The 22236-nt window shown below is 39.6% G+C and carries 34 protein-coding genes and 2 pseudogenes; 5 read left to right on the top strand and 31 right to left on the bottom strand.

The features are described from left to right. The 11 genes and pseudogenes from KXD37_RS17680 to cgeC all read right to left on the bottom strand — a co-directional run bounded on the left by KXD37_RS17680 (nucleotide 1) and on the right by cgeC (nucleotide 9293). Nucleotides 1-279 (bottom strand): YokU family protein, encoded by a 279-nt coding sequence (locus tag KXD37_RS17680; RefSeq protein ID WP_188323062.1) that lies wholly within the window; start codon nucleotides 277-279, stop codon nucleotides 1-3. After that, complete coding sequence (ablA, locus tag KXD37_RS17675) at nucleotides 276-1691, bottom strand: lysine 2,3-aminomutase (RefSeq protein ID WP_263463390.1); 1416 nt, start codon at nucleotides 1689-1691, stop codon at nucleotides 276-278. The genes KXD37_RS17680 and ablA overlap by 4 nt, the downstream gene beginning before the upstream one ends. Nucleotides 1692-1723: 32 nt before the next feature. Then, nucleotides 1724-2551, bottom strand: coding sequence for a putative beta-lysine N-acetyltransferase (ablB, locus tag KXD37_RS17670; RefSeq protein WP_106021303.1), 828 nt, complete (start codon nucleotides 2549-2551; stop codon nucleotides 1724-1726). Next, nucleotides 2529-3839: a peptidase gene (locus KXD37_RS17665; RefSeq protein ID WP_095713126.1), complete on the bottom strand. Its 1311-nt coding sequence runs from the start codon at nucleotides 3837-3839 to the stop codon at nucleotides 2529-2531. The genes ablB and KXD37_RS17665 overlap by 23 nt, the downstream gene beginning before the upstream one ends. Before the next feature lie 8 nt (nucleotides 3840-3847). Next, complete coding sequence (locus KXD37_RS17660; RefSeq protein WP_024121766.1) at nucleotides 3848-4501, bottom strand: 3-oxoacid CoA-transferase subunit B; 654 nt, start codon at nucleotides 4499-4501, stop codon at nucleotides 3848-3850. After that, entirely contained in the window at nucleotides 4486-5175 is a 690-nt protein-coding gene (locus KXD37_RS17655) for a CoA transferase subunit A (protein WP_106021307.1), read from the bottom strand. The genes KXD37_RS17660 and KXD37_RS17655 overlap by 16 nt, the downstream gene beginning before the upstream one ends. 18 nt (nucleotides 5176-5193) lie before the next feature. Further along, a complete protein-coding gene (locus tag KXD37_RS17650) occupies nucleotides 5194-6516 on the bottom strand; it encodes an aspartate aminotransferase family protein (RefSeq protein ID WP_127696852.1) in 1323 nt (440 codons plus the stop codon). A 131-nt stretch (nucleotides 6517-6647) separates the two neighbouring features. After that, on the bottom strand, nucleotides 6648-6779 hold the full coding sequence (locus KXD37_RS17645) for a YjcZ family sporulation protein (protein ID WP_373271166.1): 132 nt from the start codon (nucleotides 6777-6779) through the stop codon (nucleotides 6648-6650). 67 nt (nucleotides 6780-6846) lie between these two features. Beyond that, on the bottom strand, nucleotides 6847-7626 hold the full coding sequence (locus tag KXD37_RS17640; protein WP_188323063.1) for a GNAT family N-acetyltransferase: 780 nt from the start codon (nucleotides 7624-7626) through the stop codon (nucleotides 6847-6849). 28 nt (nucleotides 7627-7654) lie between these two features. Further along, nucleotides 7655-8935, bottom strand: a complete 1281-nt coding sequence (locus KXD37_RS17635) for a glycosyltransferase family A protein (RefSeq protein WP_188323064.1) — start codon at nucleotides 8933-8935, stop codon at nucleotides 7655-7657. Nucleotides 8936-9012: 77 nt separating this feature from the next. Next, nucleotides 9013-9293, bottom strand: a pseudogene (gene cgeC / locus KXD37_RS17630) (spore maturation protein CgeC). Between the two features lie 203 nt (nucleotides 9294-9496). Between cgeC and cgeA the strand changes: the two are divergent. Then, on the top strand, nucleotides 9497-9898 hold the full coding sequence (gene cgeA / locus KXD37_RS17625; RefSeq protein WP_024121772.1) for a spore crust protein CgeA: 402 nt from the start codon (nucleotides 9497-9499) through the stop codon (nucleotides 9896-9898). Between the two features lie 6 nt (nucleotides 9899-9904). After that, nucleotides 9905-10858 carry a DUF3880 domain-containing protein gene (locus KXD37_RS17620; RefSeq protein ID WP_188323065.1) on the top strand — a complete coding sequence of 318 codons (954 nt, stop codon included), beginning with the start codon at nucleotides 9905-9907 and terminating at the stop codon, nucleotides 10856-10858. A 69-nt stretch (nucleotides 10859-10927) separates the two neighbouring features. On the opposite strand, the gene KXD37_RS17615 is transcribed toward KXD37_RS17620, so the two are convergent. Next, nucleotides 10928-12076, bottom strand: a complete 1149-nt coding sequence (locus KXD37_RS17615) for a phytase (RefSeq protein WP_263463389.1) — start codon at nucleotides 12074-12076, stop codon at nucleotides 10928-10930. A gap of 356 nt (nucleotides 12077-12432) precedes the next feature. Here KXD37_RS17615 and KXD37_RS17610 point away from each other — a divergent pair, with 356 nt between their 5' ends. Then, nucleotides 12433-12900 carry an SDR family NAD(P)-dependent oxidoreductase gene (locus KXD37_RS17610; protein ID WP_213417550.1) on the top strand — a complete coding sequence of 156 codons (468 nt, stop codon included), beginning with the start codon at nucleotides 12433-12435 and terminating at the stop codon, nucleotides 12898-12900. Here the strand turns inward: KXD37_RS17610 and KXD37_RS17605 are convergent. Both KXD37_RS17605 and KXD37_RS17600 read right to left on the bottom strand, forming a co-directional pair. Beyond that, nucleotides 12892-13062, bottom strand: a complete 171-nt coding sequence (locus tag KXD37_RS17605) for a hypothetical protein (RefSeq protein WP_164914266.1) — start codon at nucleotides 13060-13062, stop codon at nucleotides 12892-12894. The genes KXD37_RS17610 and KXD37_RS17605 overlap by 9 nt on opposite strands. Before the next feature lie 4 nt (nucleotides 13063-13066). Further along, on the bottom strand, nucleotides 13067-13654 hold the full coding sequence (locus KXD37_RS17600; protein ID WP_263463388.1) for a hypothetical protein: 588 nt from the start codon (nucleotides 13652-13654) through the stop codon (nucleotides 13067-13069). A 74-nt stretch (nucleotides 13655-13728) separates the two neighbouring features. On the opposite strand from KXD37_RS17600, the gene KXD37_RS17595 reads away from it, so the two are divergent. Next, nucleotides 13729-13971, top strand: a complete 243-nt coding sequence (locus KXD37_RS17595; RefSeq protein ID WP_263463387.1) for a helix-turn-helix domain-containing protein — start codon at nucleotides 13729-13731, stop codon at nucleotides 13969-13971. A 16-nt stretch (nucleotides 13972-13987) separates the two neighbouring features. On the opposite strand, the gene KXD37_RS17590 is transcribed toward KXD37_RS17595, so the two are convergent. From KXD37_RS17590 to KXD37_RS17575, 4 genes are all read right to left on the bottom strand, one after another. Then, nucleotides 13988-14158 carry a hypothetical protein gene (locus KXD37_RS17590; protein ID WP_263463386.1) on the bottom strand — a complete coding sequence of 57 codons (171 nt, stop codon included), beginning with the start codon at nucleotides 14156-14158 and terminating at the stop codon, nucleotides 13988-13990. A gap of 117 nt (nucleotides 14159-14275) precedes the next feature. Next, complete coding sequence (locus KXD37_RS17585) at nucleotides 14276-14650, bottom strand: helix-turn-helix domain-containing protein (protein ID WP_263463385.1); 375 nt, start codon at nucleotides 14648-14650, stop codon at nucleotides 14276-14278. 230 nt (nucleotides 14651-14880) lie between these two features. Next, a complete protein-coding gene (locus KXD37_RS17580) occupies nucleotides 14881-15060 on the bottom strand; it encodes a hypothetical protein (RefSeq protein ID WP_263463384.1) in 180 nt (59 codons plus the stop codon). Between the two features lie 44 nt (nucleotides 15061-15104). Then, nucleotides 15105-15932 (bottom strand): metallophosphoesterase, encoded by an 828-nt coding sequence (locus tag KXD37_RS17575; protein ID WP_263463383.1) that lies wholly within the window; start codon nucleotides 15930-15932, stop codon nucleotides 15105-15107. A gap of 118 nt (nucleotides 15933-16050) precedes the next feature. On the opposite strand from KXD37_RS17575, the gene sspC reads away from it, so the two are divergent. Further along, nucleotides 16051-16269 (top strand): acid-soluble spore protein SspC, encoded by a 219-nt coding sequence (sspC, locus tag KXD37_RS17570; protein WP_041336474.1) that lies wholly within the window; start codon nucleotides 16051-16053, stop codon nucleotides 16267-16269. A gap of 21 nt (nucleotides 16270-16290) precedes the next feature. On the opposite strand, the gene KXD37_RS17565 is transcribed toward sspC, so the two are convergent. From KXD37_RS17565 to KXD37_RS17505, 13 genes and pseudogenes are all read right to left on the bottom strand, one after another. Continuing rightward, nucleotides 16291-16485: a hypothetical protein gene (locus tag KXD37_RS17565; protein WP_263463382.1), complete on the bottom strand. Its 195-nt coding sequence runs from the start codon at nucleotides 16483-16485 to the stop codon at nucleotides 16291-16293. Between the two features lie 46 nt (nucleotides 16486-16531). Beyond that, complete coding sequence (locus tag KXD37_RS17560) at nucleotides 16532-16741, bottom strand: hypothetical protein (protein ID WP_059293304.1); 210 nt, start codon at nucleotides 16739-16741, stop codon at nucleotides 16532-16534. Continuing rightward, nucleotides 16742-17032, bottom strand: coding sequence for a hypothetical protein (locus KXD37_RS17555; protein ID WP_263463381.1), 291 nt, complete (start codon nucleotides 17030-17032; stop codon nucleotides 16742-16744). A 12-nt stretch (nucleotides 17033-17044) separates the two neighbouring features. Next, the gene (locus tag KXD37_RS17550; RefSeq protein WP_263463380.1) at nucleotides 17045-17398 is read right to left on the bottom strand and encodes a hypothetical protein; all 354 of its coding nucleotides are present in this window, start codon (nucleotides 17396-17398) and stop codon (nucleotides 17045-17047) included. A 106-nt stretch (nucleotides 17399-17504) separates the two neighbouring features. Continuing rightward, nucleotides 17505-18044, bottom strand: a complete 540-nt coding sequence (locus tag KXD37_RS17545; protein WP_263463379.1) for a dihydrofolate reductase — start codon at nucleotides 18042-18044, stop codon at nucleotides 17505-17507. Further along, nucleotides 18044-18883 carry a thymidylate synthase gene (locus tag KXD37_RS17540; RefSeq protein ID WP_263463378.1) on the bottom strand — a complete coding sequence of 280 codons (840 nt, stop codon included), beginning with the start codon at nucleotides 18881-18883 and terminating at the stop codon, nucleotides 18044-18046. The genes KXD37_RS17545 and KXD37_RS17540 overlap by 1 nt, the downstream gene beginning before the upstream one ends. Nucleotides 18884-18939: 56 nt before the next feature. Beyond that, nucleotides 18940-19284 (bottom strand): hypothetical protein, encoded by a 345-nt coding sequence (locus tag KXD37_RS17535; RefSeq protein ID WP_042976089.1) that lies wholly within the window; start codon nucleotides 19282-19284, stop codon nucleotides 18940-18942. Between the two features lie 142 nt (nucleotides 19285-19426). Then, nucleotides 19427-19720, bottom strand: a complete 294-nt coding sequence (locus KXD37_RS17530; RefSeq protein WP_106021355.1) for a hypothetical protein — start codon at nucleotides 19718-19720, stop codon at nucleotides 19427-19429. A gap of 17 nt (nucleotides 19721-19737) precedes the next feature. Next, nucleotides 19738-19893, bottom strand: coding sequence for a hypothetical protein (locus KXD37_RS17525; RefSeq protein WP_263463404.1), 156 nt, complete (start codon nucleotides 19891-19893; stop codon nucleotides 19738-19740). Between the two features lie 468 nt (nucleotides 19894-20361). Further along, entirely contained in the window at nucleotides 20362-20976 is a 615-nt protein-coding gene (locus tag KXD37_RS17520; RefSeq protein ID WP_263463377.1) for a hypothetical protein, read from the bottom strand. Nucleotides 20977-21044: 68 nt separating this feature from the next. Then, nucleotides 21045-21407, bottom strand: coding sequence for a hypothetical protein (locus KXD37_RS17515; protein ID WP_263463376.1), 363 nt, complete (start codon nucleotides 21405-21407; stop codon nucleotides 21045-21047). Nucleotides 21408-21449: 42 nt separating this feature from the next. Beyond that, nucleotides 21450-21692, bottom strand: coding sequence for a thioredoxin family protein (locus tag KXD37_RS17510; RefSeq protein ID WP_263463375.1), 243 nt, complete (start codon nucleotides 21690-21692; stop codon nucleotides 21450-21452). Beyond that, nucleotides 21689-22096, bottom strand: a pseudogene (locus tag KXD37_RS17505) (ribonucleotide-diphosphate reductase subunit beta); the annotation flags it as partial. The pseudogene KXD37_RS17505 and the gene KXD37_RS17510, both read right to left, overlap by 4 nt. Nucleotides 22097-22236: the final 140 nt, after the last annotated feature.

The raw sequence follows: 22236 nt of genomic DNA, 5'->3' as shown, positions 1-22236 counted from the left end.
TCAGGAAAAATCAAAATAGTTGCGTTTTAATATCCTTTCCGTTTCCATGAGCTGTTGATACGTCAGACTTTCAGGGAGTTTTCTTGTGTTGATTAAAAACAGCTGATCCTCAATATCCTTTATCGTCGAATCCTCTTGGTAGGCCATTCCGCAAGAAGAGCAAATCATCGCGGGGGTGTTTGTCAGCTCTATGGCTCGTGTGCCGTCAGGAAGCTCCCAATAAACCGTGTTCGTGCCAGGCTGCGCCTCAGGCACACCGCACCATTCGCATGTTTTCATGAAGAATTCCCCCCGCTTTCTGCCTCTTTTTCTTTTTTCTGCTGGGCTAAAAATTTCTTTTCCTTTAGCTGGTCTCTTTTCTCCCGCCGGTCCTTTAAGGTTTCATGCCCCGGCTTCGCTGTATATGCTTCTCTCCTTTTGATTCTGGCCACGTTTTCCGGTGTGAAAGAAATCTCTTTGTCGGCAAGGATGGCACTCAGTCCAATTGGCTCTTTTTTGTCGACAGCTTCAGGAAAAACAGACTCAAAATAGGCGTCAGCCTGGTTAGGGATATAATGTTCAGGTTCCGGATAAGAGGTAATGACTCCTTCAAAATTTCTCAAGATGATTTTGTCAGGACTTTGCGATAAAACATAATTTGGCTGCAGTGCGATTTTCCCGCCGCCGCCTGGTGCGTCAACGACAAAAGTTGGTACCACGTAGCCTGAAGTATGGCCTCGCAGCCCTTCAATAATCTCCAGCCCTTTTGAAACCGGAGCTCTGAAATGTCCGATGCCTTCTGAGAGATCACATTGGTATATATAATAGGGACGGACTCTGATTTTCACCAAGTCATGCATAAGCTTTTTCATAATTGTTACCGAATCATTAATGCCTGCTAGCACGACGGCCTGATTTCCGACCGGCACACCTGCGTTCACCAGCTTTTCGCAAGCCTCAACGGATTCCTCCGTCATTTCGATGCTTGTGTTGAAATGGGTGTTCAGCCAGACCGGATGATATTTCTTTAAAATATCGCACAGTTGATCGGTGATTCTCTGAGGGAAAACGACAGGCGCTCTTGTGCCGATTCTGATAATTTCCAGATGGGGTATACTGCGCAGCTCTTTTAAAATGTATTCTAAAATTTGATCATTGATCAGTAACCCGTCCCCGCCTGAAATCAGGCAGTCCCGGATCTCGGGTGTCTCCCGAATGTAGGCGATCGCGGCATCAAGCTGCTTTTTAGGGACACCCATTCCGATTTGACCAGAAAAACGCCTCCTTGTGCAGTAGCGGCAGTACATGGAGCATTGGTTCGTGACAAGGAACAGGACTCGGTCGGGATAACGGTGTGTCAGACCGGGTACCGGAGAGTCTTCATCCTCATGAAGCGGGTCTTCCAGGTCGTATTTTGTTTTGTGCATCTCTTCAGAGAGCGGCACAGACTGCATCCGTATCGGACATCTGGGGTTGTCGGGATCCATTAAGGAAGCATAATAGGGTGTGATATTTAAGGGGATCGTTTTAGTAGAAATTCTGACGCCTTCCTCTTCTTCTTCGGTCAGGTTAATCACTTTTTTCAAGTCATCTAATGTTCTTACAGTATGGGTCAGCTGCCACAGCCAATCATTCCATTTTTCTTCCGGAACATCCTTCCATAACTCTATCTCCTTCCAATGCCGTTTCGGTTTATACCATTTGTTTGTCAAATGAAATTCCTCCTCGTGCATTTCTTTTTGACTTACAGGCGCTTGCACCAGATATTCATATTTTCGAGCCCTTCTCCTATATAACAATTATTGATCAGCCTTCCGCCATACTGATACCCGGAATGATACAGGACAGCATTCATGCCAAAAGATGCAGCGCGGGCGAGTGAAAATACTTGAAAGATATCTTGCTCTCTCATTTCTTTTTCTAATGCATCTATTAAAATACTTGTCAGCGAACGGCCCCGATAATCGGGAAGCACGGCACAGTCCGTCATTTCGGCATGCCCCAGCTCAGGATTGATATCTGCGCTTGCCGCGCTAATCAGACGGTCATCTTCAAGCATGACATAATAAAGCGTATGCTCATTCATCGTCTTTTCAATATAGGCGGGATCAAACACAGGAGTCGGATACGTGCGGAATACTTTTTTATACAGCATAGATAACTGATACATGTCGTTTGTTTCTGCTTTTCTCATTGTAAAAGGAGACCTGTCTTCGATTTGTGGCTGAGGCTTCAATTTATATAATAGCTCTATCATTTCCTGCTCGGATAAATAGGTATCTGTTTGTCTTCGTTTTTCTGTGAGATAACGGACCATAACGGCAGCGCGATGGCCGAGATAGTAGCCTTCGAGAAAGCCCTCCGGCGTAAACAATTGTTTAGCCAGCTCTGCCTCGTCATGCTGTTTAGTGTACACAATAATTTTTTCGGCACCCTCCTCTTCAGCCGCTGTCATAATATCAGACAAGGCTTCCTGAATAGCGCCTTCATAACGAATGACTCTAATTCGTTTATTAAAGCGGTCATTGTCTATGACAGCCGTAACACCGCTATTCTTTACCGTTTTGATCATCAGCATCCTCCCCGTCTGTATGAAGCCCGCACCAATCCATCACAAAAAGAGCAATAATTTTAGCTGATTCTAACATGGCTTCAACCTCAATATACTCGTTTGCCTGATGTGCCGTTTTCGTCTCTCCCGGTCCAAAAACGATAACAGGAGTATCTCCCGCATGATACAAAAGGCCGCCGTCTGTCCCCCAAGGCGACGCTTCGATGATCGGCTCTGTTTGTTTTATTTTTTGATAGGCTGATTGCAAAACTGATAGTAAAGGATGGCCATCAGGCAAATCATTCGGCAGCCATTGAGCCCCGAACCATTCCACTTGAATTGGATGGCGTTTAAACCATTCATCATGGTATTGTAAATCTTTCAGCCAATTTTCCAATTCCATTTTCACTGCTTCAGGCTTTTCATGAGGAGCAATTCCGCACCTTCCTTCTATGACGACGCGGTCTGCTACCGAGGACGGCCATGTTCCGCCTGAGATGGTGCCAATATTAATTGGAACCGGGATTGGGATATGATTATAAAGCGGGTCAGAAATTCTTGCATTGCGGACTTTTTCAAGCTCTTGAATGGCTGTAATGACATGCATGCTTTTTTCAATGGCGCTGACACCTTCATACCGTGTGCCTCCGTGTGCCGCTAATCCTTTAACCGTGATCCGAAACCACATCGAGCCCTGCTGTTTAATAAAAAGCTTCATATTCGTCGGCTCCGGAATTAGCGCCCCGTCCGCACGATAGCCTCTCATAATGGCAGAAAGTGTTCCGGCGCCGCCGCACTCTTCATCTATAACACTTTGAAACAATACATCACCTTTCAGTTTGACATCGCAGGCGTGCAGAGCTTCTAATGCAAATAGAAGGGCTGTATTGCCTCCCTTCATATCAGTGGAGCCGCGGCCGTAAATTTTACCATTTACTTCGGCAGCTTGAAACGGTTCATACTTCCATTCTTTCAAATTTCCTTCTGGCACAACATCGATATGCCCGTTTAAAATCAGAGATCGTCCTCCGCCCTCTCCCGTTTTTTTAGCGACAATGTTCGGGCTCTCATGAAAATCCGAACGGTCTGATATAAAATAGGGATGCTGTTTTAATTGTTTTAGGCTCGGCTCCCACACATCAATGTCCATATGAAATTGCCTAAGCTTTTCAAGAACTACTGCCTGGGCGTTAAATTCCTTGCCAAGTGTGCTTTTTTCTCCAACCAGCCTTTTCAAAAGACGAATGGCTTTGGCTGAATGCTGATCAAGCCATTCGATTACTTTTCTTTCAATGTCCTGCATCATCACTCCCCCTTTTAAGAAAAAGGCATATCTACCATTATTTCAGCGTCGGTCAGCCCGATCACCTCGTCAATTGTTGAGCCATTCATCAGTTCTTTTAAAATAAAATGATGCCGGCCAACTGCAAGAACTGCTTTTTCAGTAATGATCATATCTACACAGCCTGCTGCTGTTAACGGAAGGGTGCAGGCTTCTGTTAATTTAGGCCTCCCTTTTTGATCGGTATGGCTCATGACGACAACCACTTTTTTCGCTTTTTGGGCGAGCTCCATCGCACCGCCCATGCCTGGCACCTTTTTTCCGGGTACAAGCCAATTCGCAAGGTCTCCCGACTGGCTTACCTGCAAAGCGCCTAAAATCGTAATATCAATCATGCCTCTTCTGATCATGGCAAAAGACATCGTTGTATCAAAATAAGATGCCCCCTTTACAGCACGGACAGGGAATCCCGCGGCGTTGCATAAATTTTCATCCTCATTCCCTTTTTCAGGACTTTCGCCAATCCCGAGTACGCCGTTTTCCGCCTGCAGCATAACCTGCATGTCAGGCGGCAAAAAGTTCGGCACCAAGGAAGGGATGCCGATACCGAGATTCACCATCATGCCTGGTTTGATTTCAGAAGCAGCCCGTCTGGCGATCTGCTCTCTTTCTGTTACTCCCAAGCCCATTTCCACCTCACCCCTTCGCTTCTCACAACCCCCTCAACAAAAACCCCAGGCGTTACAATCATTTCTTCTGCAATATCACCCATCGGCACAATCGTCTCAGCCTCGGCAAAGGTTCTTTTGGCGGCCATTGCCATAAGTGGATTCATGTTGCGCGCTGTTTTGTCATACGTTAAATTGCCGAATTCATCTGCAATGCAGGCATTGATGAAGGCAAAATCAGCCGTCAGCGCTTCTTCAACCAAGTATTGTTTCCCCGCTACAGACACAATCTCTTTTTTCTCACAAACCATTTGATTATCAATGCCGATATCGGTCAAAATGCCGCCAAGGCCGGATCCGCCGGCGCGAATCCGTTCTGCGAGCGTGCCCTGAGGCGAAAATCGAACCTCTAATGTGCCGTCTGTCATCTGTTTTCCGGCTACGGGATTTGAACCGATATGCGATGCAATCAGTGTCTTGACTCTTTTATTGACAATAAGCGGTCCAATCCCAATCTCCGGGAATCCGGCATCATTGCAAATGACAGTTAATTCTTTCACACCGCTGTCCAATATGGCTTCAATCAAAGAAGGAGGAGAGCCGACTCCTCCGAAGCCGCCAAACATAAGGACCGACCCATCACGCACATCTGCAATTGCCAATTCAATGCTGATCGTTTTTTGAAATGGTGCCATATTGATTTCAGTCCCTTTTCAGTTTTTTTCAACTTCTGCAACTGTTTCCGAAAAAGTTGATATAAGCTCTTCCATCTCTCCGTCTGAGATTGTGAATGGAGGAGCGATGATTACGGCATCTCCTTCCCCGCTGTCGATTCCAGCCTTGGCAGGATAGACAATGAGCCCGCGTTTTTTTGCTTCGCTGATGATACGCTGGGTCATCGACCGATCTTGCGGAAACACTCGCTTTGTCTTTTTATCAGCCACAAATTCAACGCCTAACAGCAGTCCTTTGCCGCGGACATCCCCAATGATGCCGCTTCGGTGCATCATCTCTTCAAGTTTCTTTTTCAGCTTGAAGCCCTTTTCTTCAGCCTGTTTGATCAAGCCGTGTCTGATAACATAACGCAAAACCTCGAGAGCGGCTTTGGCTGAAAAGGGATGAGCACTGTATGTGTGACCGCTCATAATAATACCTGATCCTTGTTTTATCGTTTGGAGAACCGTATCAGACACAACTGCAGCTGCAATAGGCGCGTAGCCTGCACCGAGCCCCTTTCCAAGCACAGCGATATCAGGAACGGTATGCCAATGCTCTGTCGCAAGCATCCTCCCAGTTCTCCCAAGCCCGGTCATCACTTCATCCGCAATAAACAGCACACCATGTGAGCGGCACACCGCTTGCAATCTCTCATAATATCCAGAAGGAGGAGTGATTGCTGCTCCCGCGGCTCCAATAATAGGTTCTGCCACAAATCCAGCAATAAACTGACTTCCGATTCTTTTTATAGCGGTTTCCAGCTCCTCCGCAGCCTTTTGAACAAAATCTTTTTTTGCCTCTTGATTCAGCCGATATATATGCGGGGCTGAGAGAGCGGGATAACGCTCTAGCAAATGGGTGAACCGGTACCTGCGTTCATAAAATCCCGACAATGAAAGCGCTCCCAAAGTTATTCCGTGGTAACTGCTCCATCGTGAGAGAAAGATGGATTTTTCTGTCTGCTTTTTTTCCTGCCAATATTGAATGGCGATTTTCATTGCCGTTTCTATGGCCTCTGATCCGCTATTGACAAAAAAAGACCAATTCAAGTCTCCCGGCAGCTGCTCAGCCAGTAAAGCAGCTAATTGCTCGGCCGGCTCACTCGTAAACTGCGAGCGGTAAGCAAAAGACACCTTATCAAGCTGTTCTTTCAGCTGCTCGGTTACTTCATCAACCCCATGGCCGATATTGCATGTCACCGCACCAGATGAGCCATCAAGATATTTTTTTCCGTTCTGATCATACACATATGTGCCCTTTGCATGACTGACAATCGGATATTCCGCATTAAGTTCTGGCTTAATTAAATAACTGCTCATGCTTCCACCTCAAAAACACCTTTTCTACATTGTATGAGTGTCCAAATAGCGGCATGACGTTCCCTATAAAATCTTTTTTCGCACAAAAAAAGAGCCCTTCCGAACTTCGAAAGGCTCTTGTGTTATTTCATCTAGCAAATAAAAGCGGCTCCGACGATAATTAATAAAATGAACAAGACAACAATCAATACAAATGTATTTGTCCCGCAGCCAAATCCTCCGTAACCGTATCCATGATAATATCCATGCATATTGTTTTTCATCCTTTCTTATCACGATATACGGCATTGTATGCGGGCCAAGTCCCAAACGGTTTGTGCAAATGCCCATCTATGTAAGGAAATAATGAAAAACAGTGTGCACCCGCTCAAATTTTTTAAATTTGAGCTTTTCATAAAAATGAGTAACGCCATCAGAATTTGAGGCCACTAAATAAGCATCGTCCATTCCTAAAGATTTGGCAATGGACAGCATCTCACCCACAAGAATACTGCCGTAGCCCCTTCTTTGAAACTGATCCAAAATCGCCACTTCTTCAATTTTCGCCGTTTTCTCTTGCGAATCAATAAAAAGTTCTCCGCAGCCAATCGGAATGTTCTGTGATGAATCGCTGTAACAAACGACAAGCAAAATCGTACCCGCTTTGTAAAAAGGATATTTTCTCACTAATTTTTGTTCTGCGGTTGCCTCTCCTATATAAAGCGAGTCATAAATTTTCATGATAGAAGATCCGTCACTAAGACTCTTTGCCGTCCCCCATGCCGTGAAAGGATGTCCCGTCTGTCCCTTCCAGTCTTCAAGCTTCATGCAGTATAACAGCTCATCTTCAACCACAAAACCGCTTTTCACAAGCGACTGCTTCAAAACGAGCGGAAAAACATGCTGAGGAGACGCTTTTAAATGGATATAATTCGCATCAAGCAGCTTCGGTACGGACGGCAAAAAATCAGGTATACGCTCCAATGGAAATGTATCATGAAGCTGCACAAAATTATGAGAAAAAATTTGCGGCAGCTTGGAATCTTTATATACACTGTAATGACCAAACAACTTCGATTCAGACGTTAACGATAGGTATTGATGCTCCGTTTTTGAATAATGTCCTGTCATGAATGTCTCCTTTTTATGACCTATACATTTACTCGATTGCAATATTTAATTTCTTTATAATCTCATCGTACACCGGATAAAACGGCTTTCCAATTGGAAATTGCTGAATATTCCGGAAAGAAGCGGGTATTGGTTTCTGCTGCAAAAAGAATTTTCTCGCCACTTGCTCGCTGATTGGATGAAAAACACCGTTTAGAAATAGAAACCGCTCGCGTTCTATAAAAAACAGCCTTCGTCCAGGCGGATTTGCGATCACCCCAGATCTGTCCCGCGTGATAGGCGGCCCTTCCTGCAGATCCTCGAGCACTTCTTTTTCAATCGTCAAAATATCTTTTCTTTTAAATTGATAAAATTGAAAAGCATGCTGACTTTCTATCCGTCTTTTTTTACCGGCGTCAATGTAAAATACTGCAGGCTGGTCAGCTTCTTTTACCAAAACATAATTCGGAATGTTTAAACATTTCCCCGTATGATATTGAAATAAATACGGATCGGGGATAACAACAGTCCGATCCAGATACACTGAACTCCATCTCTCCCCCACAGGATGCCGCACACCTTGATCAAGAAAATACACATGTTGATCAGATCCTTTTACAAACGTGCCGTCAATCAAATCGGCGGGCAGAAACTGATAAGCGTTTTGAAAGGAATTCGGGGTCTTATACGTTGTATCTAATACTTCATTTATCGGCAGGAACGGGGCAAATGTGTTTACTCTAATCCAAAAAATTGAGTCGCCGTGATTCCAATGCATCATATCATCGTCCCAATAGCTTCCATATTTATCTTTGATCCGATCAAGCAACGAACGGCGATGCATAACAGAGCAATGATCGACTTGAAAAGCGGCTTGATCAAGCACCGCATTGGCATCTCTGTAAAAGTGGGAAATTTCCTCTCCTCTTTCGTTTACATGAACAACTTTTTGTTTTGAATAGACTGCCTGTGCTTCAGGATGACACAAAAATGTCTGCACCATATGGCTCAGCCGATCAGGATGATAAACTGTATCATCGGTGAGATAAGAAATGTAGTCGCCTGCGGCAAATGGAAGAGCGTTATTAATTAATGTGGCATAACGGGTTGTTTTTAATCGATTTTGAGGATGGACGAAGCTGTTTTTATAACGAATGCGCTGGTCATGAAGGTACTTGTGAATCACCGCAATCGTTTTCTCATTTGAATGGTCATCCATAACAAAAAGCTCCCAATTGCTATGAGTTTGATTGATGACACTCTCAATCGCCATTTGCAGATAATCAGGTTTGTTATAACTCGTTAAAATAATGGAAACTTTGTCCCCCATCTCTGCAAGCCTCCTATTGTCACACATGAAAACGGCTCCGCAGCAAGCAGAGCCTCTGTCAACATGTAAAAAGCACCTCAACTTACAATAGCAACATTTGATCCCGTTTGATTTAGCGGGTTCTGAAAAATAACCAAATCAGCCAGGGATTTTTACGATAACATTTTGAAGCGTATCTCCATTGATCAGATTGACTCTTGAAATCGGACACCAAGCTCTTGGCAACTACGAGCTGGCGTTTGAGACCAGATTGATTTCCGTCTGAAGCTGTTTGACGTATAAGCAGAATGAATAAAAACAGAATAAAATGCAATTCGTCGTCATTTTCTTCTTGGTTCACTTTGTTTTCTAAATCCAAACTTCCCTCTCTCCCTTACCCTCTGTTTCACAATATGAACATGCTGTCAATTGCGGTATAGGCAATGTCCATCCATAGAAGAAAATCAGCATTTTCCTTAAATATATGAAAAATAGCTCAGGTACGGCGTTCGACTCATACCAATTGCCAATCAGGAGAATATGATTAAACGTGAGTTCAATAATTAATAGGAGGTGTATGTGTTGAGCAGTGAAAATGCGCAGTTAAAAAAGGATATTATTAAAAGCCTTTTAAGCCCTTTATTTACAAATGCAACAGAAGGAGGAGAAAACGTGAATAATAACCTTAAAGAATTACTTGAAGCTGCTGTTGATAAAAAAGTTGACGAAAGCGAAACGGTTACTGCTGAATCTGTTTTAGATCCTTCCCTTCCTGCAAGATGGATTTTTGCCAGAATTACACCTGGCACTACCATCAGCATTGTGACAGATTCCGGTGACATGATCGGTCCGGTTGTCTTTGTTGCTTTTGATCAAGTTCACGGCATCGTATTTGTCACACAGGAAAGCTCTGTAACTCCGCCAGGTCAAGCGACAACATTGATTGATGTAGATAAAGTAGAAAGCGTTACATTCTTTTCATAACCTCTAATGAAAATTTTGTATATCCAGTCGGGATATGGAGGAATATACAGTTATTTTGACCGCTGGGCTGAAGAATGCTTTCGGCACGCTCAGACAGAATACATGGCTGCAGATACACCAGACACCGAATCGCTGTCACGCATTGAAACGTTTCAGCCGGATTTCGCACTCATGATGGTTGGAGTTCACGTTCCTCACGACTGGCTGACCTGGTTAAAGGGTAAGGGTATTCCCGTATATGTTTGGCTGACAGAAGACCCATTTTATATTGATATCAGTCTTCAGGTGATAAAGCACGCTGACGCAGTTTTAACAATTGACCAAAATGCTGCTCTCTATTATCAGGATCTTGGTTATCAGCATATCTATTATGTTCCGATTCCTGTTAATCATCGGCTGTTTAAAAAAATGGACACCGCACATTCCTTTCATTCACAATTGCTTATCATCGGCTATCCTTACCCTAATCGGGTTCAGCTTGTGAAAGAAGCGGCATATCTCCCGTACACCGTTCGGGTCATCGGAAAGGAATGGAGAAAATACCTGCCTAAAAAAGTACTCAAACAGCCGCATATAGATGTAGTCAGCACATGGGTTCCGCCTGAACAGGCCGTTCATTATTATAACGGGGCAGACATCGTGATCAATCCGCATCGGCCGTATCATTTTATGTTCAACAAAAATAAAAGCCGCATTAAAAATACAAGCTTTAATAACCGCACCTTTGATATCGCTGCATGCGAAGCATTTCAACTAGTGGATCTCCCCGCGGCACATCCTTTTTCATCCTTTATTTCTTATCACAGCATCAACGACTTTAAGGAAAAAGCCGCTTTCTATATCAATCATCCTGAGGAACGAAACAAAGCTGCGGCGTTAAATTATAAAGAGACCGTTCCTGCTCATACATTTGATGAGCTTCCCGCAAAACTGAAAGCCATTCATCTGGCGCTTTCTTGAAAAATCGTTCATTTCATATGAACGATTTTTTCGTGCACATAAAAAAGCAGCCGAAAATAGGCTGCTTCTTTATTCATCAGATCTGTCCTTCAGCTTCCTTGGATTCACCTGTTTATTCAGGTCAGGTTTTCCGCCTAGATGCTGAGAAATCTGTTCCCATGATACAATTTTGAAATTTTGATTGACAGCTTGTCCATTTTCTATATTTTCTCCGTCCTGCGCTACAAAAATGCCGTACGGATATTTTGGCCCCAGCCCGAAACCAAGAACATCAATACCGTCAGTATCACTCGTCCCGTCTATTTTCTCGCCATCCGTAATTTCAAAATTGGCAATATACCGATTGCCTCCCTGTCTTTCATACAACGCATAGCTGTTATTGCCTTGGCTTGAGGCGATAAGATAACCTTTTCCGTCCGGCGCATAATAAATGGTCAAGCCCTCAATATCAGCTGTCAAATGCTTTCCAGAAGCATGATCAATGACTTTGCCCTGCGATCCTCCAGATGGTTCAGCATTAAATTTCCAAATCGCTGTGTCTTCCTCCGCTATATAGAGATTCCCGTACTCGTCATCTGCGACGAGACCTTCAGTTTGTGAATGTAATTTGAATTGCCGCACTTTTTTCCCTGTTACATATCCCTTCCCATTGTCGGCAATTTCATATTGCTCGAACTCTCCTTGCTTTCCTGTTACCAACGCATAAAATGCCCCTGTTTTTTGGCTGTGATACAGGCTGAAACCGTAAACTTCAGAAATATCAGTGGAAATAGGATGTTTTGGGTCTGTGATGCTTTTCAATTCACCTTTTTCCCCATCAATGGCGTAAACTTCGATCGAATTTTTTCCTTCTGTCCGGTTTGAAGCAGCGGCAATGTCAATCTGTTTGCCGTTGAACGGAAAATCATAACGCAGATCGACATTATTCAGCTTGCCAAACTCGTAAGAATTGATCTGTTTGCCGTCCAAATCATACACGACTAACCCGGACTTCTTGTTTGTCGTTATCAATTTGCTTTTTTCCGGATGCTTTGCATCAACCCAAATGGACGGATCATCCGCTGCGTCATCTCCTGAAGCAACCGGGTCAGTCTCTCCCTTTGCCGTCACTTTGAAATGATTCGCTTCATCAGCCTGATGAGCCGATACCGAGTTTGCAGATAGGCTAAGCAATAAACCCGCAGCGGCACTAAACAGAATAGTTTTTGGATACTTCATTTTACAGCCTCCTTATTTTAACCTTCATTTCTTATTGTAAAATATATGAAGTTAATGAACAGTGAGACAATCGAACCTTTTTTTTCGTAGTGTTTCTAATTCAAAAGAGAGCTTTTTATATGGACGTGATAAGATCATATGGGACCTGTTTATATGGAGCGAAAAAAGATAATATGAAAATTTAGTACACTGTTTATTTAGTTAGATTAAGCCAATCTCTTCATTTTCTATTAAAAAAGAACACTTTGTGACATCATCATTCCCCTAAATTTCGTTTTATTGGTTGCTTTCATTAACTCGATTAAAATGTTGAACATATGATGCATGGTAGAGAAACGAGAGTTGGAGGATAAGCCATGCCTAAACAGCAAACAGCAGAACTAAAACCATTTTTCCATAACAAAACAGTTTTAGTCACTGGCGGAACGGGTTCAATCGGAAGTCAAATTGTCAAACGCCTTTTGCTGCTTACACCAAAAAAGGTCATTGTATTCAGCAAAGACGACAGTAAACAGTATGTTATGAGTCAAAAGTATGCGGAGGATCAGCGGCTTTCATTTGTACTTGGAGATGTGCGCGACCACCGGAGAGTGAATCAGGTGATGACAGGTGTCGATATCGTCTTTCACGCAGCAGCGCTGAAACAGGTACCGACATGCGAAGACAATCCGTTTGAAGCGATCCAGACCAATCTCATCGGCGGACAGAATGTGGTGGAGGCCGCCCTAATCAATGGAGTACAGCATGTCATCAATATCAGTACAGATAAAGCTGTTTTTAAAGATACTGACTACAAATTGATAAAAAAGAAAGGGCTATTCTGAACTTTTCAGAGCCCTTTCAAATAGTAATCTTGCAACTTCTTTATAAAACTGATCTAAGTTATCATCCTCAAATTTTTGGTCAATAATTCTTATTGAGTAGTTTTTTCTTTGAATAACCTTAATTGTTTTCTTCTTCAGTTCTTCATATTCTTCATAAGGCATTTATCTACCCCCCCGTTTTCACAGGAGTATTATATGTATGTAAGGGTTTGTCTCTTGACTGTTCTTTTTTAATTAGTTCCCCGCAAAGCTTGTTTAAATAATATGTATAATTCACTTTCTTTTTCATCGAGCGCACTTCAGTCCCAATCTCTTCACAAATCGCAATCGGGATACTGGACTTGTTTACTTTATTCTTATATGTATGTTCCAACTGTTTTTCAGCTATGTTCTTATATGTAAGGAAATCATCAATATGTACGAAATAAACCTTGTTCACAGGCTCTCTAAATTGAAACAGAAAACCAGGGATTATGTTTGGGTACTGTGTTGCTTCCTTTAAATATTTAATCTGCTGCGGCTTTATGATTTTCTCGCTGAAGGAAATGGACTTACTTTTTGTCGACTTAAGCTCAAAGGGGAACAAATACCCCTTAAAAAACAGAAAGCAATCATATTTGTTTTTTGATACCACTGCTCCCCTTTTCAAAAACATTGGGTTAACGTCTTTAATCCGGTAGAAGAACAACTTTTGATCTGCTGCAGATTTTTCAATGTTCGCTTCAAAAACTTTTCCTTGATTGTTTGCTCCCAATCAATCACTCTCCTAATCTATATTGAAGGTAAAATATGTATGTGCTAAAATCGTTCCTGAAAGAGGTGTACATAGTGAAAAAACAATGGAAACCAGTTGATTCAAGACTCAATGAGCTCATGCATGAATATAGCGTTTCAATTGAAGATCTTGTTGAACGTACTGGATTATCAAAACAACGTATTAATGATTATGTAGGTGGTTTTAAATCAAACATGAATATTGGAACAGCAATGACAATTGCTGATGCCATAGGCTGCTCTATAGAAGAGCTATATGTATGGAACTTTAAAGAGCGCAGACATTTAATCAAATAAATTACATGGTGGTTCCCTATTTGATCCACCTAATTTCCTGCATTAATTCTTCATTATTGTCAGCTAAGTTAATTAAGTTACGATGCGCTCTTTGCAAATCTTTTTCTTCAATTGCCTCCTTTACTGTTTTCATTTGTCTATCCATCTTGTTATATAATGTTTGAATTGAATGATAAGCCTCGGCCATACCGCTCATCCTCCACTAATTTTATTTTTATTCTAAAAGTTTAAGAGGGCGTCTTGAATACCTGAGATTTCAATACACCCAGTGATCTTTAAAACTCATAACAATTATCTTTTTCACTCAAATATCTTGCCGTTCGTCTGTACATATTTCTTTATATTTGTTCTTTATTTTCAACAGCTCAATTTGAGACTCAATGTGTTGAATATCCTGACTTTCTAATCCGCTAACATCGAATACTTTCAAGTTGTTATCAGAATTAGCATCCGAAATAAAATTTGATACCTTCACAACATCTATAGTTGGTATTGAAAGTGCCACGGCTATTTTTTTTAAAGTCTTTTGAGAGGGATTTTTCCTCTTGCCACTTTCTAATTGAGAAATATATGATACTGTTAAATCCGCTAGCTCAGCAAGTTTGCTCTGTGTTATATTCCGATTGATTCTTATCTGCTTTATATAAGCTGCTAAATTAAATTCTTCAGTCTTACTCATTAGAATTCACTCCAAAAAATTTTATAATCATTCCACTCTAAAGTGATCTGCTTAAAAACATGGTTTTAAAACTCCCATTTGTTTTTCAATATTCACATAATAATACTAGCAGAATGTTTAATAGAATTTAAGCCAGTCAGCTTGTAATCCCTTCTTATTTTCGTACATATTCATCCAACTAAAAATGATATAAAGGCAAACACTCTAAATAAAATCAACATTTTATCAAGTTATTTTTCAAACTTTCCTAAGTCATACATTTGGTCAAGTAAATTCATAGAGACATCAAATACTTCACTGTATACTGCACAACTTATTTCTCCTGTTGAGTTTAAACCGTTTAAGTAATCAGCCATTTCAGCCTTCAATTTCTCTTTATTTGTAGCATCTGGAGATATTCCCCAACTCATCCATTGCACCTCTTTTTTGAATAAAATTAGAATTTTAATTGAATCTAAATCTCGAATGTTTTAAGTTCAAACGTTTTATATGAATCTACTTCTTCACCAGGTATCACATTGACACTCGGATATTTATCATAGTCATACGGATATCCAATACAGTTCATGTGAAAATTTGTTCCCTCTTTATCAAACTCAGCTTGTAAATGATCATGGCCACAAATCCAATGTTTTGCGTTAATGAATGGCACATCAACCATATAGCAGCTGTTTGGCTCAAACGGAGAATAAGGATTGTGAACAGGTGGAACATGTGAGACAAATACATCAACATGTGCACTTTCAAGCGTTTCATACCAATCCATTGATTCTTTCCACATCGCTCTTACCCCATCTACTTTGTTGTAACCATTAATACAAATGTAATTAGAGTCATTAGATACTCCTTTAAAAAAGTCCCATCCTTCGATTCCTTTTGGAAGGTACCACATTACATCTCCTGCAAAGACTTTACCTTTGTATGTATCAGTTGTCTTAATTAATGGTGTTACATTTTTTATGTCAGCAGCCTTTTTGATTAAATCATTCAACCTGCCTATTGAGTCTGAGTATTTTCTTTTTTGGCTCTTGCTAAGTAAATAAAGATCATGATTTCCATATGTAAAGTAAACCTTCTCGTATTGCTTTGCTACCTCATCTAGAACCCATAATGTTTGTTGATTCCATTCGGTAAAATCACCGGCAATGACTAATACCTCTCCATTACCGTTTGAGATTAACCTATTAACGATTTCTCTTGTTCGCTTCTCCCACTTAATCTGATTTACATTCCAAGGAATCCAATGATTTATATGGAGATCTGATACATAATCGATTTTCATTTTATCCCCACCTATCTTCATTACAAAATTTATTTGTTTGCGTGTATAAATTAAAATAATCTCTCCATAATATGATTCAAACAAGCTTGTTTTCATTACACTTTAGGAGATGAATAAGATGGCTCAACAAAGCAGATCAAGATCAAACAACAATAATGAGTTATTAGTTCCTCAAGCAGCTTCAGCTATTGAACAAATGAAACTTGAAATAGCTTCTGAGTTTGGTGTTCAATTAGGCGCTGAGACTACTTCTCGTGCAAACGGTTCAGTTGGTGGAGAAATCACTAAACGTTTAGTTCGCTTAGCTCAACAGAACATGGGCGGTCAATTTCATTAATGTGTATGGGAGTGGCTTCTGCTACTCCTTTTTCTCTTTTACAGCATAAGTCGATCGATTTCCAGTTGTTCTTTTTTCGATTTCTGCTCCACAGTGTTTGCATTCATAAAAATTAGAAAAATAATCTAATCCTCCTCCCATATACATTAGTCCCAGTTGATGAGGTGAATTAAAATTCAAAGCCGGACAGTTTGGAATATAACTAGTTTCTTTCATATAATCACCTTTCTCTTTAAAATACAGATTTTATTTAATAATCACTTTACTGAACAACTTTTTCACTTATTTCAATTTCACAGTCTTCCTTAAAAACTACACACAATTTCATTCTTATGTCGTCTTCAGTTGTGTACCAAGTTTTAACCAAATATGCTTCTTGTATAAAATCCTCTTCTACTATTTCATAAACATGGCCTACAAAATTTTTGTACCATCCATGCCCCTTAATAATCCGTAAATTTTCTGGTTTCATTTATTCGTCCTCCTTTGCCTGCTCAACGATCTCATCACGGCGTATTTGTGCGCTTTTCTCCGGCTGCCATAAACGTTCCTCTAGCGTTGTACAGACCGGAGTCGTTACCGTATTCGCATCGCCAGGTATAATAACAACGTCTTGATTCGTTTTTGCGTAGTGAACTACAAATCTATAAGAATATACTCCACCAATAACGATATCTCCAAAACGAGATTTATAACCGAAATATTTATCATCTTTCTTTTCAAATACCGTATTCGCATTATCGATAAGCAATTTATTTTCCAATTCGCCAACTCCTTAGATATCATTTAATTTTTGTGTCAGCTGAATAAATTGATCATGTAGCTCTTTGAATTTTCCCTTATTTATGTATGCTTTATTTTCCCTAAACACAAATAGATTCCGATATGCTCCTCTATTCCTTTTAATAATTTTAGTAGCAATAGTCGAGCTTACCCATTCTTCATTTACTAACTGGTTTAGAATTTCACCGAGTTCGAATAGAATTTCTAGTTTCTCTTTGTTCTGCTGTGTTTCAAGTCTTAACAATTTCCTCTGTGTTTCAAGTTTCATTGTTTCAAATTTGTATTTCTTTTTCTTCAAGGCTGCTATCTTTTCATTTGCGTTATGTATTTTGTCTCCTGCCCCCAATGAATCACCTCCTTAAAGTTTCAATAAAATATTAGTTTTATTAAAATGCATATTTTTTGTTTTTGTATTTTAAATAAAAAACTTTTATTTCATTATCCTTCTGTTATCATATTATACATATTTTTTGCTTTTGTCTATAATTATTTTCAAAAGTTAGAAAAGAATAATTGTATTTGTTCTTTTCATCGGCTTTATTATGCTGTCTATTAGTCACTTTCCAATGGTCATTTAACATAGGAAAATATGAATCTGCTTCTTTTGAGACTGAGTCAACAATTGTCAAATATACTTTATCAGCGTAGGGCAAGAATGCTTTGTAAATCATACTTCCCCCTATCACCATTACTTCCTCATCAGGGTTAACTTGCCCTTGAATGAGTTTTAAAATCTCCTCAATTGAATGATAAACAAAGGACGAATAATCCGGCTTAAAATTCTTATCTCTGGTGAGTATAATATTCCTTCTATTCTGTAGAGGCTTACCTGTCATACCTATAATTGATTCGTATGTCGATCTTCCTTGAATACATATTTTCCCCTCAGTTTTTTCTTTGAAGTGTTTCATGTCAGCAGGCAAATGATACAGTAATTTGTTTTGATATCCAATGGCCAGAGTTCTATCACAGTAAGCAATAAGAGATAGCATTAAACCGCTACCTCAAATGAAAGCTTTTCCCCATGCTTATAGTTGAGCAACTTGAAATCATCAATTGTAAAATCATAAAAATCTTTAACGGTAGGATTGATCCATAGTTCAGGTGCTTCAAACTGTCCTCTTTCCATTTGAATTTTCAAATTGTCTATATGACGTGTGTACACATGGCAATCCCCAATGTTAAAGATATATTCACCAAGCTCATAACCTGTGACTTGAGCAATCATGCGCTGCAACACATTATACTGAAATACATTGAATGGATTTCCCAACGCCATATCATTGCTCCGTGCTCTTACCTCCAGATGGAGTTTCCCTTGTTTAACGTACCATTGTGTCTCGTATACACATGGTGTTAAGGCCATTGAGTCTAATTCATCAGGATTCCACAGCATTGTAATGTGTCTGCGTGAAGATGGATTGTTCTTCAATTGATGTAGAAGATAATCAACCTGATCCACTTTTTCTCCATTTAGGTTTCTGTTTTTCTTGGCCAGCTGGAATCCGTATGCATGTCCAATGGTGCCATCTTCTTGTTTCCATTGATCCCAAATATGTACGCCCATCTTGTTTAAATCATTAACATCGTTCGATTTCAGCTGCCAAATCCAGAGCAACTCTTTAATCGCTGTTTTCCAGGCAACTTTTTTTGTCGTTAAAATCGGAACCTCTGAGTTGTCGAATCTCATTTGCTTACTAATCACGCTTAGTGTATGAGCAGGTGTTCCATCTGATTCCCACTTGGTTCTTACATCAAACTCTTCGTCTGAGATTCCATTATTGATGATATCCTTTATAATTGAATTGTATTGTTTATCGAATTGAGTCATGATTCTCAGTCCTTTTGGAAATAGTATTTGAAAAAGTAAAGCATTAATTAAATATTTTATACGAATATATCTGCCAAATAAAATACAACAAAAAGAAAATTCCCACAAACAAATAACAAGTAAAAATATGTGTTTTGCTTGATTCTTTCACCGTCTAATACATCTAAAACTTTAAACATACTAAGGACAACATAAATAAGTGAAACTGCTGTCCAAGCAAGCATTAGAATGTTATCATGCATAATTAATCCGATATAAGCCAAAGGGACAATGAAAGATATCCCCTTGAGCAAAGTAAACAGGTAAATCAAATTCTTATTTCGTTTCATATTTTCTAATGATGAATTATCGACCACATTCTTTACTTTTCTATACGCATTACCTTCTCCTCGAACAATCAATCTGACCTCATTAATGTTTAATGCAATTAGATAAGCTGCTAGAAATAAAGTTACATATGTTATAATAAACATCTCCTAATTTTATATTTGTGTTTGATTAGCTATTACTCACCCTCAAATTCAACACCATTCATATTTGCTTTTATTCAAATAGCTCCCCTTTTAAACCATTCACTTGATCAGTAATACTTTCTTTAATTGCATGTGGTAACTGATCAATCCCTTTTACAATCCGTTTCTGACCAGTTTTCCTGATTTTTGCAGTCATCTCTTTAAAACACTCTAAAGCAGTATCTGAGATTTCATCATATAGCCCCTGAATTTTCACTAATACACTTAAATATTCTTCGTCACCTTCTTCAAATAGTGACAACCCTTCTTCAAGTTTGTTGATCTTTTCAATACTCTTTAATATTTTATTTTTATACTTTAACAATTAATCACCCACCTATTTTAATTATGGTCGATCATCTTCAAGAAATTAGACGCTGCCTTTTTGTATCTCAGATCTTTTTCATACTCAGCAACTCGTCTCATGTGCTCAATAAATTCATCTTCAAGTCCTCGTAACTGAAGAAACACAAAGCAAAGACCGTTCCTATAAAGCATGTCGTCATATTTTGCTTGTAAATCTCCTTCTTGGTTATTAATGATCACTTACCTCCTTAATAAATTCGGATAAAAGCATTCTTTTATTTAAATGATTAATCCATCGACACCTATATCCTAAATGTGGTAAAATCGACGTCAATTATTAAAACTGTAAAAACAAAGAAAGGAAGGATTGATATGTATTTGAGTATTATAATTTTAGCATCCATGCTTTTATGGGGTGCAGTTATCCATGAACTAAGTAAACCTTCAAAAAAGCAAAGCACAAGAAAAATTGTTTCTTTGACATCTTTAGGTTCTTTATCGACTTTAGTTATTACTATTTCACTTTTTCAAAACTTCCCTTTTTAAAATTAATTAAATCCTTCGTATTAAAATATTCATTTTAAACATAATATTTATATCTACCTTGGCTGAAACCTCCATTGTTCAGATCACACAGCATGAATACAGCCAAGGTTTCAACTAAGAAATTATATCAGCAACATACTTAGACCAAGATTCCAGTCGGTTAAGTACTTCAGGATTATCAAAATCATTCTTATGTAGCCAAAAGCCCTCTAATTGATCTGTTTCTCTTACTGATACCTCTGCAGTCTCAGGCAATTTGACTACAAGCAATACGCCTAAGTGAACTTTTCCTACTTCATTTAGGTCGTCATTAATCAATCCCACAATTTCCAAATTCAAATTAGATGTAGAGATAAATAATTCTTCTGTAAGCTCTCTTCTTAAATTTTCAGCGACTGCTTCCCAAAAATTTGTGCCTTCAATTGCGTTCATGTGTCCTCCAACACCAATTGACAATTGATCGTGAAGTCTCATTTCTCCGCTTTTTTTTAAGCGCTTGTACGCAAATACTTGGTCTCCTTTTTGTAAAACGGCATAAGGTATTGGCTGTTTATAGTTCTGATTCTCCTCAGCGTTTCCTCTCCTCATATCGGCCATGCTTTCAGCGAGATTTTCGATTATTTGATCAACCTTATCGAGATCAGATTCAATTCCTTGAAAGACCAGTTTTTCATTATCAAATACTTTATCTCTAGGTGCTACAACAATTACTTCATCCATTTTCCCCATTTAATCATTCTCCTTTTGTTTTTAATGTATGTATGATTTTGTACTGTCTTCTTTAGTAAACAGGCTCATTATTGTTCGAACTTTGCCCTCAACTCTTCATATAGTTTACGATCACTTTCTTCTTTCACTTTGAGATACTTTTCTCTTTCAGCATCTTGCTTCTTTTTTAGCTCATTCTCATACTCTTCCCACTCTGTTTCATCGATCACACCTTTTTCATGTAATTCTCTTTTCAGAGGGTGTAAGATCTTCTTTGCTTCATGTGCGTATAAAATTCTTGTCTCATAGTCATCATCCCAACCAGCTTGTTGACAAGCCATAAACACGCCTCCATCTTTAGTAATAATTGTTGTTTGCTCACAAAACTGATTTGCCCAAACATAAGCAACTTCTTTTCCAATTAATCCTTCCTGAGTTTCAATGAAATACATTTATTAGCTCCTTTTAATTTAAGTTTGTTTAAAATTACCCTTTTATCGTAATTCCTTTAATAACTCATCAAGTTCATTAGGCTTAAAACCAACACTTCGGTTTACTTCTTCTCCTTGATCATTCAGCAGAATGGTTGCCGGAACTCCCATAACACCAAATCTAGCTGCTACTTCTGGTTCCTGTGTAACGTCCACTGTCTCAAATTGAATATCTGCTTGTTCTAAGTAATTGGACACCATTTTACATGGATTGCAATTAGGCTGCTCTAATTTAATCAATCTCATTGAATACATCCTTTCTCGGTAAAAATGAAATCTGAATCCCTTAATGGTTCAACCGTTGCTTTTTTGTACCCATTCCCTTTAGTTGAAAAGAAGTCATGGGATTTAGTCTTAGTGCTTAACCCATTGATAACAATTGGGTTAACATATTCCTCCTCGAACAGATGGTCGAATCCCAGGTTGTTTAAAGCTTTATTTGCGTTGTATCTGATGAATTTCTTTACATCTGGAGCTAAACCAACCTGATCATAGACATCTTCTGTATACTCTAATTCATTTTCATAAAGCTCCTGCAGTAAGCTTAGAGCCCATGCATACAGTTCTTTTTGCTTTTCTGGTGTTTGCTTCTTATAAATCTCCTGAGCTAACAATCCAATATACGTTCCGTGAATCGCTTCGTCTCTAATACCCTTAGTTCAACCGAGTTCGCTACTATCGGTTCGTTGCCCTGTCGCAACCGCCTTACGTTACCGTAAGGAGCAGACTATATCATCATCCCTGTAGGATGCCTCCCGTTTCGATTTAAGGGGTTCTCACCCACGCCAAT

The organism is Bacillus sp. XT-2 (assembly GCF_025696525.1).
GTDB classification, from domain to species: domain Bacteria; phylum Bacillota; class Bacilli; order Bacillales; family Bacillaceae; genus Bacillus; species Bacillus halotolerans.
Note: the sequence above shows the minus strand (reverse complement) of the source record. Positions and strands in the feature narration are given on the sequence as shown.